Annotated in this window: 12 protein-coding genes; 4 read left to right on the top strand and 8 right to left on the bottom strand. The window is 64.7% G+C overall.

All coding sequences use genetic code 11. From position 1 onward, the window contains the following. The first annotated feature begins 18 nt into the window (after nucleotides 1-18). Entirely contained in the window at nucleotides 19-1,512 is a 1,494-nt protein-coding gene (locus G5S35_RS14970; protein ID WP_183039123.1) for an efflux transporter outer membrane subunit, read from the top strand. 226 nt (nucleotides 1,513-1,738) lie between these two features. After that, a complete protein-coding gene (kdgT, locus tag G5S35_RS14975) occupies nucleotides 1,739-2,755 on the top strand; it encodes a 2-keto-3-deoxygluconate transporter (RefSeq protein ID WP_074982396.1) in 1,017 nt (338 codons plus the stop codon). 38 nt (nucleotides 2,756-2,793) lie between these two features. Here the strand turns inward: kdgT and G5S35_RS14980 are convergent, their stop codons facing one another. Further along, entirely contained in the window at nucleotides 2,794-3,336 is a 543-nt protein-coding gene (locus G5S35_RS14980; protein WP_183039124.1) for a cytochrome b, read from the bottom strand. Beyond that, a complete protein-coding gene (locus G5S35_RS14985; protein WP_237181411.1) occupies nucleotides 3,333-4,394 on the bottom strand; it encodes a catalase family peroxidase in 1,062 nt (353 codons plus the stop codon). Before G5S35_RS14985 ends, G5S35_RS14980 begins: the two co-directional genes overlap by 4 nt. A gap of 192 nt (nucleotides 4,395-4,586) precedes the next feature. Between G5S35_RS14985 and G5S35_RS14990 the strand changes: the two genes are divergently transcribed. Further along, on the top strand, nucleotides 4,587-4,991 hold the full coding sequence (locus tag G5S35_RS14990) for a GFA family protein (protein ID WP_183039125.1): 405 nt from the start codon (nucleotides 4,587-4,589) through the stop codon (nucleotides 4,989-4,991). A gap of 58 nt (nucleotides 4,992-5,049) precedes the next feature. Here G5S35_RS14990 and G5S35_RS14995 read toward each other — a convergent pair whose 3' ends face one another. The 6 genes from G5S35_RS14995 to G5S35_RS15020 all read right to left on the bottom strand — a co-directional run bounded on the left by G5S35_RS14995 (nucleotide 5,050) and on the right by G5S35_RS15020 (nucleotide 14,025). Next, on the bottom strand, nucleotides 5,050-6,492 hold the full coding sequence (locus G5S35_RS14995) for an NAD-dependent succinate-semialdehyde dehydrogenase (protein WP_183039126.1): 1,443 nt from the start codon (nucleotides 6,490-6,492) through the stop codon (nucleotides 5,050-5,052). A 247-nt stretch (nucleotides 6,493-6,739) separates the two neighbouring features. Beyond that, nucleotides 6,740-8,932, bottom strand: a complete 2,193-nt coding sequence (locus G5S35_RS15000) for a TonB-dependent siderophore receptor (RefSeq protein WP_237181412.1) — start codon at nucleotides 8,930-8,932, stop codon at nucleotides 6,740-6,742. A 392-nt stretch (nucleotides 8,933-9,324) separates the two neighbouring features. Continuing rightward, complete coding sequence (locus G5S35_RS15005; RefSeq protein ID WP_183039128.1) at nucleotides 9,325-11,463, bottom strand: phosphocholine-specific phospholipase C; 2,139 nt, start codon at nucleotides 11,461-11,463, stop codon at nucleotides 9,325-9,327. Nucleotides 11,464-11,522: 59 nt separating this feature from the next. After that, nucleotides 11,523-11,951: a hypothetical protein gene (locus G5S35_RS15010; RefSeq protein ID WP_183039129.1), complete on the bottom strand. Its 429-nt coding sequence runs from the start codon at nucleotides 11,949-11,951 to the stop codon at nucleotides 11,523-11,525. 322 nt (nucleotides 11,952-12,273) lie between these two features. Beyond that, complete coding sequence (locus tag G5S35_RS15015; RefSeq protein ID WP_065060630.1) at nucleotides 12,274-13,422, bottom strand: porin; 1,149 nt, start codon at nucleotides 13,420-13,422, stop codon at nucleotides 12,274-12,276. A 273-nt stretch (nucleotides 13,423-13,695) separates the two neighbouring features. Next, nucleotides 13,696-14,025, bottom strand: a complete 330-nt coding sequence (locus tag G5S35_RS15020; RefSeq protein ID WP_065060631.1) for a DUF1330 domain-containing protein — start codon at nucleotides 14,023-14,025, stop codon at nucleotides 13,696-13,698. A gap of 459 nt (nucleotides 14,026-14,484) precedes the next feature. On the opposite strand from G5S35_RS15020, the gene G5S35_RS15025 reads away from it, so the two are divergent. Further along, a complete protein-coding gene (locus tag G5S35_RS15025) occupies nucleotides 14,485-14,703 on the top strand; it encodes a hypothetical protein (RefSeq protein ID WP_065060632.1) in 219 nt (72 codons plus the stop codon). The last annotated feature ends 36 nt before the right edge of the window (nucleotides 14,704-14,739 follow it).

Here is a 14,739-nt window from a genome sequence, read left to right on the forward strand (position 1 = left end):
CGCTTCAATATTCGACTCATGACGGCCATTCGTTCTTACCGCTTTCCTCGGGCAAAGCCCTTCACGCGCCTCACGCTGCTCGCCGGTGCATGCGTGCTGTCGGCCTGCACCGTGGGCCCCGACTATCACGGCGCGCCCGCGGTCGCGCCCGAAGCCGCGAGCGCCGCGAACTTCGTGCGTACGCCCGCGCAGGGCGTGACGACGGCGCGCGCGCCGAGCGACTGGTGGACCGCGCTCGACGATCCGCATCTGAACGCGCTGATCGCGGCGGCGCTCGAACACAATCCCGATGTGCGCGTCGCGCAGGCGCGGCTGCGCGAATCGCGTGCGCAACTGCAGCAACAGCGCGCGGCCGAATTGCCGAAGGTGTCGGCCGCGGTCGCCGCGCCGCGCATGCGCGAACCCGATCTCAGTACGCTCTCGCAGTCGTCGGGGAGTTCGGTTTCGGGACGCGGGCCGCTGCAGTTCTATACGGCGGGCTTCGACGCGTCGTGGGAAATCGACCTGTTCGGCGGCACGCGCCGCGCGGTGGAAGCGGCCACCGACGAAGCCGACGCCGTATCCGCCGATCTCGCCGACACGCAGGTGTCGCTCGCGGCCGAAGTGGCGCAGGCCTATATCGATCTGCGCGACGAGCAGCAGCGTTTCGCGCTTGCGCAGCGCACGGCGGAGATTCAGCAGCAGTCGCTTACGCTGACCGAGCAGCGCCGCGCGGGCGGCACGGCCGCCGAGGTGGACGTCGAGCGTCTGACCACGCAGGTCGAAAACACGCGCTCGACGCTTGCGCCGCTCGCCGCGCAAGTGGAGATGTCGCTCGATCAGCTCGCGGTGCTCACGGGCAAGGCGCCCGGCGCGCTCGACGCGGAACTGGCCGCGCCGAGCCCGTTGCCGACGTTGCCCGCCACCGTCACGGTCAGCGATCCCGCAACCGTGCTCGCGCAGCGCCCCGACATTCGCGCTGCCGAGCGCAGGCTTGCGTCGAGCAATGCGCAGATTGGCCAGCACGTGGCCGACTATTTTCCGAAGCTCACGCTGTTCGGCGACCTTGGCTTCACCGCCGCCGATCCGGGCCATCTGATGCGCAAGCGCAATTTCAGCTGGGTGGGCGCGCCGTATCTGCAATGGAATCTGTTTGATTTCGGCCGCACGGCCGGTGCCGTGCGTGGCGCAGAAGCCTCGCGCGACGAAGCCGAAGCGCGTTACGAAAAAACGGTGCTCGCCGCGTTGCAGGACGCCAATGGCGCGCTCTCGCGCTATGGCTATCAGCGCGAGCACGTGGTGACGCTGCAGAAAGTGCAGGCGTCGGCGGAGCGCTCGGCCACGCTGATGCGTCAGCGTTATCGTGCGGGTGCGTCGAGCCTCGTCGATCTGCTCGATACGCAGCGCGCCGAATTTGCAGCGCAACAGGACGTGGTGTCCGCGCAGGCGCAGTTGCTCAAGGACTTCGTCTCCTTGCAGAAGAGTCTGGGTCTGGGCTGGCGCAGCGCTTCGCAAAGTCCGCTCAAAAGCTGAACCGGGCGGCGCGCTCGCGCCGCGAAAATATCCACGCCACATCAAACCCCAGATAGTGGGAAATCACCCTCAATTTGCGGGGTAAACGATGAGCGGGCAACGATTAAAAATCGAATTCGCTCGCCTTTCAGGCTGCTATATTTTTTCGTCAGGGAGTCGCGACTAGAACCCGGACGCCATGCGCGTGCGTGCCGATCCGGCGTGGATGAGACATCCAGGAGGAGGCATGAAGCTGAAGAAGGCCATCGACCGCGTGCCTGGCGGCCTGATGCTGGTGCCCTTGCTGCTCGGCGCCTGCGTGCACACGTTCGCGCCCGGCGCGGGCAAGTACTTCGGTTCGTTCACCAACGGGCTGATCGCCGGGACCGTGCCGATCCTCGCGGTCTGGTTCTTCTGCATGGGCGCGACCATCGATCTGCGCGCGACCGGCGCGGTGCTGCGCAAATCCGGCACCTTGCTCGCGACGAAAACCGCGGTTGCGTGGATTGCCACGCTGGTCGCGGCGCGCTATCTGCCCGCCGACGGCGTCAAGGCCGGCCTGTTCGCGGGGCTTTCGGTGCTCGCCATCACCACCTCGATGGACATGACCAACGGCGGCCTCTACGCCGCCGTCATGCAGCAATACGGCACAAAGGAAGAGGCGGGCGCGTTCGTGCTGATGTCGATCGAATCGGGGCCGCTCGTCAGCATGCTCATTCTGGGCGCGACGGGCGTGGCCTTCTTCGAGCCGCGTCTGTTCGCGGGCGCGGTGCTGCCGTTTCTCGTCGGCTTCGTGCTCGGCAATCTCGATCACGATCTGCGCGATCTGTTCGGACGCTGCGTGCATCCGCTGATTCCGTTTTTCGGCTTCGCGCTCGGCAACGGCATCGACCTTGGCGTGATCGTCAACAGCGGGTTCGCGGGCGTGATGCTGGGGCTCGGCGTGATCGTCGTGACCGGCATTCCGCTGATTCTCGCGGATCGTCTGCTCGCGGGCGGCAATGGCGCGGCGGGACTCGCGGCGTCGTCGACGGCGGGCGCGGCGGTGGCGAACCCCGCGATCATCGGCGAGATGATTCCGCGCTTCAAGCCGCTCGTGCCGGCCGCGACCGCGATGGTCGCCACGTCGTGCCTCGTCACGGCGATCCTCGTGCCGATCCTCACGGCGCTGTGGGTGCGCAGGAAAAGCGCGCGCGACGCTTTGCGCGAAGAGTTCATGGGGCCGCCCGTGCAGCCGGTTGCGAGCCAGGACGTGCACGTTTGATTCGCGCCTTGAATTCCGCCTGATCCGCGCGCGTCGCGTCAGTTTCGTGCGGCGCCGCGCGCCATGCTCGCGAGCACGCCGTCGCGGCGGATCAGCGCATGGAATAGCGCGGCCGCGAGATGCATCAACACCGTCGCGAACAGCGCGAACGCGAGCCACGTATGCGCCGCGCGCAACCACGCATAGAGCGTGACGTTGTGCGGCACGATCGGCGGCAACTGCACGCCGCTTGCGAGCACGACCGGATAGCCGCCCGCCGACAACATCGACCAGCCGATCAGCGGCATCGCGATCATCAACGCATACAGCACGAGATGCGAGGCGTGCGCCGCGCCGCGCTGCCACGCGGGAATATCGGCGGGCAGGGCGGGCGCGCCGCGCGAGAGGCGCACGGCCACGCGCACGATCACGAGCAGCAGCAGCGCGATGCCGAGCGGCCGATGCAGCGCGATCAGCGTCTCGTGCAGGCGCGAAACGGTCGCGACCATGCCGACGCCCACGAACAGCATCGCGATGATCAACACGGCCATCGACCAGTGAATCAGCCGCGCGAGGCCGCTGAAATGGGTGCCGGTTTTCATGGCTGAGTGTCTCCGTGCGGTTCGTGCGATTGCGCGGCTTCTTCGCGCGTGCGGCGGTTGAACGAAACGGCATAGGCGGCCGAGCGTGCCGCGAGCAGCGGATCGTCGGACGGTTTCAGGCCGTCGGGCAGAATCGTCGGGTCGTAATTCACGTCGCGGCAAGCGCCTTCGCGCTGCGGCGTCGCGCGGCGCAGCACCAGCGTGCCCGCGTCGATCTGCTCGCGGTCGGCGGGCCATTGCTGCGTGGCGTCGTTGGTCGGGTCGCCGGGCTGGCCGACCGTCAGCACGAGACGCCAAAGCAGCGGACCTTGCGCGAGGCGTGCTTCGAGATCGTCGGCGAGAAAATCCGGATCGTTCTTCTGCGCGGCGCTTTGCGGCGCGTAGGCGATCTCGGGCACGGTCTGCCAGCGGATCGCACGCGTGTTGTCCTCGGCATCCGTGGCGAGGAACGCGTTGATGCTGTAGAAGCCGGTGTTGGCGAAACTCGACGAAGGCGGATGCGACTTCAACCATTGCCGGAACGGCAGCGTTTCCGGATTCGCGTCAAAAAACGCGTTGAGTTTCGCGGGATCGGGCTTGCCGGTAGCCGGGTCGGGTTTCGAGGCCACCAGTTGCTGATAAAACTGCTTCGGTGTCCGAACGACGAAAACCGGCGTCGAATTCATGCCGGTGCGCCATTGCTCGCCGTCCTTCAACTGGAACAGCAGCGCCATGCTGCGTACCGGCGTGCTGGCGTCGGGCGCGGACGGATTGCTGCCCGGAATGGCGAAGCGGCCGATCACCGGCGTCTCGCCCGGCGCGAACACAGCCGCGCGCGAGACGCGTGCGCCGTTGCCGTTGCTTTCGAACTCGCCTTCGAGGCAGAGGCCCTTGGCGTGATTGCGCCGGAAGCCCGCATGCACGCCGTAATTCGACTCGAAGGTGTTGATGATGTGCGGCGCGTTCACGCGTTTGGGCGTGAGCCAGCCGGCGGTCCAGGCGAACGCGCCGGCGGCGCCGACGACGACCGCCGCGATGGCCGCGAGCCGGCACGGCATGCAGATGGCGTTCTGGCTCATGGCGCGCTCCTGCGCCGCGTGGAGGTACGATGAGGCATGATCGGTCCTGTCGATGGCCAATAAGGGCTGTTACTGGCGTCAACACGGCGGGCACGCGGTCTATTCCACCCGATGCAGAAGTTTTTTTGCGGGTTTTTTTGCGGCGATCGAGCGGCGCCGGTGTCAGGCGAACGAAACCAACAGGAGCGAACGATGCTGAAGCTGACGGGCGGGTGTCTATGCGGGAAGATCCGCTACGAGATCGCGGGCGAGGCGATCGGCAACACGGCGTGCCATTGCGTGGATTGCCGCCGTGCTTCGGGCGCGCCCTTCGTGGCGTGGCTGAGCGTGGCGCGCACGGCGTTTCGCGTGACGGCGGGTCATCTGAAGCGCTATGCGTCGAGCCCCAAGGTCGAGCGCGGCTTTTGCGCCGACTGCGGCACGCCGATCACCTACCACAGCGCCGCCTTCGCAGACGAGATCGATGTAGCGACCGGCACGCTCGATCAGCCCGATGCCGCGCCGCCCGAGCGGCACTCGTGGGTGTCGCAGCAGCTTGCGTGGGTGAAGCTGGCGGACGGCCTTCCGCGCCATCCGCGAAGTTATACGGAATCCTGAATAACCAGCCGATAAAAAACGCCGCGGCGCATTGACAGCGCCGCGGCGTTTCGCTCGATCAACGATGTTCGGTGACGAACTTCGTGACCAGATACGCTTCCATCGCTTCCGTACCGCCTTCCGAACCGTAGCCCGAATCCTTCACGCCGCCGAACGGCACTTCGGGCAGCGCGAGGCCGTGGTGATTGATCGACAGCATGCCGGTTTCCACGTCTTCGGAGAGCGCCGCCGAGGTCGCGCTCGAACGCGTGTAGGCATACGCGGCGAGACCGTACGGCAGACGATTCGCTTCGGCGATCGCGTCTTCGTAACGCGAGAAGCGCGTGATCGGCGCGAGCGGGCCGAACGGCTCTTCGTTCATGATGCGCGCGGAGAGCGGCACGTCGGTCAGCACGGTCGGCGCGAAGAAGTAGCCTTCGCGGCCCACGCGTTCGCCGCCCGTGAGCACCTTCGCGCCGTGTTCGCGCGCGTCGGCCACGAGTCGCTCCATGGCGGCGAGGCGGCGGTCGTTGGCGAGCGGGCCCATTTGCACGCCTTCATGCAGGCCGTTGCCGACCTTCACGGTCTTGATGGCGGCCACGAAGTGCTCGACGAACTCGTCGTATGCGGCGTCTTCCACCATGAAGCGCGTGGGCGAAATGCAGACCTGACCCGCGTTGCGGATCTTCGCGCCCGCGAGCAGCTTGGCGGCGCGCGGCACGTCGGCGTCGGCGAACACGATGGCGGGGGCGTGGCCGCCGAGTTCCATCGTCGCGCGCTTCATGTGCTCGCCGGCCTTCGAGGCCAGCAGCTTGCCCACCGGCGTCGAGCCCGTGAACGAGATCTTGCGGATCGCCGGATGCGCGATCAGATACGACGACACTTCCGAGGGCACGCCGAACACCAGATTCAGCGCGCCTTGCGGCAGACCCGCGTCGATGAACACCTGCACGAGCGCCGCGCAGCTGGCCGGCGTTTCTTCCGGTCCCTTGAGCACGACGGTACAGCCCGAAGCGAGCGCGGCCGAGACCTTGCGCACGGCTTGATTGAGCGGGAAATTCCAGGGCGTGAAGCAGGCGACCGGGCCAACCGGTTCGCGCGTGACGATCTGGCGGACGGCGTCGGTGCGCGAGGGCACCACGCGGCCATAAGTGCGGCGGCCTTCTTCGGCGAACCAGTCGATCACGTCGGCGCCCGCGAGCGTTTCAGCCTTGGCTTCGCCGAGCGGCTTGCCTTGTTCGCGCGTCATGATCGCGGCGATGTCGCCTGCGCGTTCGCGCAGCAGGTCGGCGGCGCGGCGCATGAGCTTGCTGCGCTCGAGCGGCGAGACCTTGCGCCATGCGTTGAACGCGCGCGCCGAGGCGTCGGCTGCGTCCGAAAGGTCCTGCTCGCTCGCGAGGCTCAGGCGGCCGATTTCCGCTTCGGTGGCCGGGTCGATCACGGCGATCGTCTTTGCGCCGGCGCGCCACGCGCCGTCGACGTAGATCTGGGTATCCGGATAGGGCTTCACGCTGGAACTCATGATGGGGCGATCCTTTGCAACGATGCAACGGTGAGAGGAGCCGGCGACGCGCTCGGCAACGCGCGTCGCGTGGGCCGCGGGACCGCTCATTGTGCCACCGCTTCGCAAGGCTTGCAGGCGGCCTCCGGAGTGCCGTCATGTGGCACAAAAGCAAAAAGCCCTTCGGCAAATGCGAAGGGCCTTGTGGATAGCCCCGTGTTTCAGGGGCTGAAGCGCATTGCGCCGGCGCGCGTTTATACGTCCCGCATCAGAATTCGAGCGTGGCGTTCGCAACGAAGGTGCGTGTGGCCGACGGCATCACGTAATAGCCCCACGCGGCGGTCCAGTAGCGGCGGTTGAACAGATTGTTCACGCCCGCGCGCAGCGTCACGTCCTTGCCCGCGACCTGGGTTTCGTATTTCGCGCTCAGGTCCCACGTGGTGTACGCCGGCACGAACTGCGTGTTGGCCGCATCGACCGCCATGTTGCCGACATACTTGCCGCCGAACGCGACCGTCAGCGCGCGCAGATACGACGGGTTGTATTCCACGCGGCCCGTGACCGTGAAGCGCGGCGCGCCGTAGATGCGCTTGCCGTCCACGCTTGCATCGTCGACATCGACAGCCTTCGCGTTCAGCCACATGACGCCGCCCATCAGACGCCAGTCGGCGGCGAGCTGCAGCCAGCCGCTCGCGTCGATGCCCTGATAACGCTTCGTGCCGCTCTGCGTAAACACGTTCGCCGAGTTGGTGTACTCGTAACCCTGATCGATGCGGAACAGCGCGAGATTCGCGCCCCAGTTGCGATGATCGGCCTTGAGGCCCACTTCGTATTGCTTGCTCTTGAGCGGCCCGAAGGTCTGCGGATAGTTCACGTTCGTGTTGCTCGACGCGCCGCCTTGCTGCAGCGCTTCCACGTAGCTCGCGTAGACTGTGGTGTCGGGATCGAGCTTGAACATCAGCGCGCCGGTGGGCGTGACGGGGTTCGCGCTGTAATCGGCCTGCACCGACTGATCGACGTTATAGACGCGGTCGCGGAACTGCGTATAACGCAGGCCGAGCAGCGCCGAAAGACGCGGCGTGATCTGCACCGTGTCGCTCGCGTAGAGCGCGGTCTGCGTGGTGCGTTCGTGGCGGAACAGATTTTCGCCGATATGCACCGCGTCGTTCGTGAGCAGCGTGCTCTGGTACAGATTGCCGGTGCCGAGGCTATAGCCGTCGTTCCAGCCTTCGCTGTCGTCGTATTCGCTTTGCTGGGTCTGGTAGCTCGCGCCGATCACCACGTCGTGCTTGAACGGTCCCGTGTTGAACTTGCCTTGCACCATCGCGTCGACGTTCTGATAGAAGTAGCGCGTCAACGCCGCATACAGCGTGTTCTGATAATCGCCCGCCGCGTTGTAGACGTACAGCAGGCTGTCCGAGTTGGTGCGGTTTTCCTTCGCGAAGCGGTATTTCAGGCTCGCGCGCCACGTGTCGGAAATGCGATAGTCGAGGCCCGTGCCGAACGAAGCGATCTCGGTCTCGTAGAAGTTCTGCGGCTGCGTGAGATCGCGCGTGACCTTGCCCGCGTCGGGAATGCCGAGGCCGCCGCCCACGTAGATGCCGAACAGCGTGCCGTTGGTCTTGCGCTTCTGGTAGAACGCGTCGGCGGTCCAGGTGAGATCGGGCGTGATGCGCAAGTCGAGCGCGAGCGACGCCACCTGGCGGCGCACGTGGCCGTTCGCTTCGGCGGTGTTGCCGTCTTCGTTGACGAGATTCAGGCGATAACCGAAGCGCTTGTCGTTGCCGAAACGCCCGCCCAGATCGATCTTTTCGCTGAACACGCCCGCCGATTGATAGCCGATCGAGAAGCTGCGGTACGGGTCGTCGGTGGGGCGCTTGAGCACGTAATTGACGATGCCGCCGGGCGTGCTGAAGCCGTACATGAAGCCGGAGAGACCCTTGAGCACTTCCACCTGCTCGAACTGTTCGAGCGATAGTTCGGTGTCCCAGGAAGGGAAATTCTGGCCGTCGACTTTCACGCCGTTGAGCATGTCGACCGCGAGGCCGCGAATCGCGAAGGCGGAGTTCTCACCGGTCGCGTTGTCGCCGACGACGGTCACCGCCGGATCGTATTTGAAGAGATCGTTGGCCGTGTTGGCGAGCAGATCCTTGCCGCGTTCCGTCGTCACCACATCGGTCGAGAACGGCGTGTCCACCTGGCGGCGATTGCCGAGCGCGCCGGCCGTCACGCGCTTGGGCGAGGCCGTCTCGCTGTCGCGCGCGGCGTTCACCTTGACGGCGGGCAGCGCCTTGCCGTCGGCGGCGTCGCCGGTTACCGCGTCGCCGGTGTTATCGCTTTGGGTTGCCGGTTGTGTCTCCGTTTGCGCGATCGCCTGGGCGCAGCCGGCCGTCGACAGCGTGGAGAGCGTCACGCCCGCGCTGACGAGCAGCGCGGCGCTCAGCGAAGTGCGGGCGCCCATGACGGGGCGGGACGCGAAGGCAGGGCCGGATCGGCGCGCGGCAGCAGTATTCTTCATATTATTCTGATGAGTCGGATGACCGGGCGCCCCCGGTTGGACGGTGTACGCGTGTCATCGCATGCAAGTGCGATGAAAGTGCAGTGAAAGAATCGGCCAGATCGTAATGGAAATGATTCGCATCTACAACAAAATGCATAAAGGTGTCTGAAAGGTGTTGAATTGGGCGGGAGCGGCTTGCCTGGGCTGCGCTTTTGTGCACATGACGGCGGCGCGCAATGCGGGATCGATGGCGGCGCGGACGCACCAAAGCACACGGCGCCCGAAGGCGCCGTGCGAGGAGAGCGGGGCAGAGAAGAGAAGCGGGCGGGTGAAGGCCCGCTGCGAGGCGGGGTTTAGCTGATCTGCGTGATCGGCGCGACGGCGGCCGGGTCGCTGATGCTCGGCTTGCCGGTTTCGACGTGACCGGCGTAGCGGCGCGCGAAGCTGGTGTCGTCGCGATTCGTGACCGTGAGGTCGTACCAGTGATGGCTCGACGCCAGCACCCACGGTTCTTCGATGCGCGCGCCCGCGGGGACCACGATCAGGCGCTCGCGCGCGCCGTAGGCGTTGTCGGTGACCGTGAGGCGCGCGAGGCCGCCGCCCGTGTTCGTGAACTTGAGGAACAGGTTGCCGTTGGCCACGTCGTACTGCGCTGTGATTTCGGGTTGCGGCGTGCCGCCGTGCTTACCCTGTTGCGACGTCTGCGTGGCCGCGACCGTGCCCGAGAAGCGGCGCACGAAGCCGTTCGGACCGTGCACTTCGAACCCGTAGACGCCGTCGGTCGCGCCCAGATCCCAGGTGTCGTCGATCGACTTGCCTGCTTCCACCGTGTAGCGCCACGGACCGTCCGTGCGGTTCGTGCCGTACACGTAGAAGTGCGCGCCCTGGCGGCCCTTGTTCGCGAACGTGATCGAGAGCGCGTTCTTCGTCGGATCGACGTGTGCGTTCACGTGCAACTCGTAGGGCAGCGCGCGCGCGTAACGCACGCCGGGTTCCTGCGCATCGATCGGGCCGGGCGTGGCGGGCACCGTGGGCGCGGCGTTGGCCGAGCACTGGTTGTCGGCCATCGACATGTAATTGCTGGTGTCGGGCAGCGCGGGCATCGATGCATCGGGCGTGCGGAAATCGAACGCCGTGGTGAGGTCGCCGCAAACAGCGCGACGCCATGCCGTGATGTTCGGCTCCTGCACGCCAAAGCGTTCTTCGATGAAGCGAATGACCGAAGTGTGATCGAACACCTGCGAGCAGACGAAGCCGCCCTTGCTCCACGGCGAGACGATGGTCATCGGCACGCGCGGTCCGAGGCCGTAGGGCAGGCCGTCGGCGGTGTACGAGCCGCCGCGCGCCGGATTGACGACGTTATGGATTTCGCCTTCGACGCTGACCGTCGACTTGCCCTGCGACGACGTCGTGGGCGGCTGCGGCGGCACGACGTGATCGAAGAAGCCGTCGTTCTCGTCGTACATGATAAAGAGGACGGTCTTGCTCCACACTTCGGGATTCGAGGTCAGCGCGTCGAGAATCTGCGAGGTGTATTCCGCGCCGTAGGCGGGCGTGTATTTCGGATGCTCCGAGAACGCGGCGGGCGGCAGCAGCCACGACACTTGCGGCAACTTGTTCGCCAGCACGTCCTGCTTGAGATCGGCGATCGTGCGCGCGGTCTGCGCGCGCTGATAGAGCGCCGAACCCGGTTGCGCGTTGATGAAGTTCGCGAAGTTCTGCAGGATGTTGGTGCCGTAATTGCCGTTCAGCGGATCGCTGCCGTTCGTGCCTTGCTGATAGATCTGCCACGAAACGCCGGCGGCCTGCAGGCGCTCGGGATAGGTCGTCCACGAGAGCAGTTGATACGCGGGCGGCACGTCGCCATCCACGTAATCGTTGTTGTCGAGCAGCGGGCCGCCCATCGTGCCGGTCGGATCGACCATGCCGGTCATCAGATAGGAACGGTTCGGGTGCGTCGGGCCGGGCAGCGAGCAGAAGTAGTTGTCGCAGACGGTGAACGCATCGGCCAGCGCGTAGTGGAACGGAATGTCCGCGCGCATGTAATAGCCCATCGTCATGTCGGTCTTGTACTGCGGCCACTGATTGTGCCGACCGTTGTTGATCGCGTATTGCGTCGGATACCACGAGTGATCGAGGTCGCCCACGCATTGCGCGCTGGTGGTCTGCGTGTTGAGGTGGAACGGCAGCACCGGCTTCGTGGCGTCTTCCTTCGACGGCTGATACCAGACCGGCAGGCCGCCCGGCAGCGGAATCGGCAGGCGGTCGTTATAGCCGCGCACGCCGCGCAGATGGCCGAAGTAGTGGTCGAACGAGCGGTTCTCCTGCATGAACACGACGATGTGCTCGACGTCGCGGATCGAACCCGTGCGCGAGAACGCGGGAATCGCGAGCGCGCTACGGATCGATTCGGGAAGCACGGTCATCGCGGCGGCGGCTGCGCCCGATGAAGCGACGGTTTGCAGGAAACGGCGACGGCTGGTTGACGTCATTGTTGTTCACCTTTCTGCTTGCGGATGGAATTAAGTGTGCATAGGCACACAACGGTGTATTACTGGCTCGTCGTTACGGTGCTGCGGGATTCGTTGCCGGTGCTGGAGTTGGCGTCGGCGTTGATGGCGCTGTTCGTTTGGGGCGGCTCGTCGCCGGGCGCGTAGCTCATGACGGGTGCGATCTGCTCGCTGTCCGCCGCGAGACTCGCTTGCACGCTTTGCACGGGATCGCTCGCATAAACGGCGGGCGCGGCGGCGAGCGTGTCGCTGGCGGCGTTGGCGGCATTGCCTGCATTCCCGGCGTTGGCGTATGCGGCGGTATCCGCGGCATTTGCGGCATTCGCGGCATTCGCGGTGAGATTCGGCGCACTCTGCTGCGGCGCCGATGACGACGCGTTATCGCCCGGCCCGCAGGCAGCGAGCGCCATGGTTGCGAGCACAACGGAAATCGCGGTCGCCGGCGTGACGGCGAGAGAGCGTCGAGTCATGTGCGCTTGCACTCCCGTGAATGGATCGGCGCACAGTTTCCGGTAAGGAGAAGAAAGAATTGTGAAACGGGTGAAAACGTTTGCGCGCGATGATTTTTCTTTTGCAAACGGGATTGATCGAATGCGGAATGCGTAAAAGATGCGTGCCGTGCGAGTTAATTCTTTCTAATCGCCGACAAAACTTTCTCGATACTTTCGAAGGGTTTAATTGCACCGGATGCAAAACGCAGGACGAAAAAAAGCCCGTCCGGAGACGGGCTTTTCGTATCGCCGATTCGCGCGAAACGGCTTGCGCGAATCAGATTGCGCGAATCGGCGCGCTTTAGAAGCGCGTCAGCATGCCGACCGCGCCCATGACCTGATTGCCCGTCGACGACGAGCCGCCCGCGTTGTACATCACCGCGACGTTCTTGTTGCCCGTGGCGTGCTGGAACATCGCTTCGGCGTACAGTTCGGTGCGCTTGGACAGCGAGTAACGCGCGATCGCGTTCACCTGGTTCCACTTCGGATCGGCGCCATACGAGGTTGCGCCGCTCAGATGTGCGTCGGTGTACGCATACGACAGACCGGCCTTGAAGGCGGGCGTGAAGTTGTACATGCCGTTGACTTCGTAGTTGTCGAAGCGCACCGAGCCGTTGCTCAGGCCGAATGCGCTGGTGCCTTGATACTGGCTGTGCGAGTAGACGAAGCCCACGACGGCCGGGCCGAAGCCGTAGTTCAGGCCGGCGGCCACGGTGCGCTGCACGTCGGACGTCAGGCTGCCCTTGACTTCGGCCTGATCGACCGCGCCGGCGGTATTCGTGAACGCGCTGGTCGTGCCCGACACCGTCTTCGCGCCCGAACCGTTGGTCTGCAGGTAGCCCGCGGCGGCCGTCAACGAACCGAACGTGTAGCTGGCGGCGGCGCTGTATGCGCGGCTGACGGCGAAGTCCGTGTTGTTGCTGAACGCGTACATGCCGCCGAACTTGAAGCCGCCGTAGTTCAGGCTGGTGTACTTGACCGAGTTGTTGAAGCGGACGCTGTGCTGGAGATTGTCGTTGTCGTACGGATGCGCGAAGCCCGAGTCGCCGAACGTGCCGGCCGTGGCCGAGAGCGGCGCAACGAAGTCGACGACGTCGTCGTACTGGCGACCCATCGTGAGCGTACCGAACGTGTTGCTGCTCAGGCCGACATACGCCTGGCGACCGAACAGGCGGCTGTTCTGGCCGAGCTGGCCGTTGTTGACGCTGAAACCGTTTTCGAGCAGGAAGATCGCCTTCAGACCGCCGCCGAGATCTTCGGCGCCCTTGAGGCCGAAGCGGCTGCCGCTGATGTTGCCGCTCGCGAGCGCCACGCGGCCGCTGCCGCCGACATTGTTCGTGTAGGCGATGCCCGCATCGACGAGGCCGTAAAGGGTGACCGAGCTTTGAGCGTGGGCGGACGCTGCGGCGAATGCGGTAACGCACGCGGCGGCGATAGAGATTTTTTTCACTGTGGGACTCCAGTCCTGTAGAAACGCCGGGTTGAGACGGGAGCGAGTATAGGAAGCGACCTTGGATGAAAGGTGACGGGCAGTCCGCAAGGACTATTCCGTAATCTGGAAGAATAGTTTCAAAAAATTGAAATAAATCGGCGCAAGTCATGCACCGTCAATACTTGCGCCGCGCATGACACGCCGATATGACTGATTGCGCGGTCCATTGAGTCGCATTTGCACAACAAGTGGAATTCATGCGGCGCGGCGCGTGATGCAGGCTATGCGTGGTTATCCGCGTTTCGCCAGCACATCGGTGGCGCGATGCGGCTGCGCGACCTGATCGATCAGCAGCACGTCGCCGCTCGCGTGTTGCGTGCGCAACGGCAGGATCGCCTGATAAGCCGGCGAACGATACCAGGCGCGGGCACGCTCGCGATCGTCGAATTCGATCATGATGAGGTCGCCCTTGAATGCGCCTTCGAGCCGCTCGACGCGTCCGCCGTGAATGAGGAACCGGCCGCCGAACGGCGCGAGCGTGGCGTCGATCTTCTCCAGATACTCGACGATCTCCGCGCAAGCTTCGCAGCGGTGCAGATGGGCAATGGCGTAAGCGGTCATGGCGATCCTCGCGGTGTGTGCTCAGTGGTGCATTCAGTGAAGCGATGCAAGCGAGGATAGGGCGCGCGCGGCGGCGTGGCGATTACGTGGCAGGTAATGCAAGCCTGTGACAATAACGTTAAATAACGTCTGAATTAAACGAAAGCTGAATCGGCAGAAAATTATTGAAATGCTCAAAAAACGCTTGCAAAGTTTAGGGGAAAACCCTATAGTTGAACCGTCTCCTCCATGTCTCCTCCTGATATGGATTCAGCCCGCCAACTTAGGTGGGCTTTTTCTTTTGGTGCGCTGGTTTTGCGCGGGTGTTCTTCGAGCATCGCATGCGCTTATTGCGTCCGCGCATTACGCCTGTAATGCCCGCTTTCCCGCGCATCGCTTGCCGCTTCCGTTGCGGCGATCCATCGAGAGTAAAATAAGCTAATCGGCGTCCAGTCGGGACGCTCCGAACTCCCAAGCCCGATGAAACCGTCTTCCGCGCAGGAACCCAGGCGCAAGCGCCCGCCGACCTGGCTGCTCAATACGCTGACCGCGCTCGTCGGCGTGCTCACGCTGGCGATCGGCGTGGGCTGGCTGATCCGCAGCTGGATCGTCGATATGGAAATTCCGTACTTCGCGATCCCGCTCGTGATGTGCGTGCCGGTGATCGTCGCCGTCGCGTTCCGTAATTTCTGGGACTAGCGCGGACCGTCGTCCGCGCTTTGCGATCGGGTCGCT

Source organism: Paraburkholderia tropica, assembly GCF_014171495.1.
In the GTDB taxonomy this organism is placed as follows: Bacteria; Pseudomonadota; Gammaproteobacteria; order Burkholderiales; family Burkholderiaceae; genus Paraburkholderia; species Paraburkholderia tropica.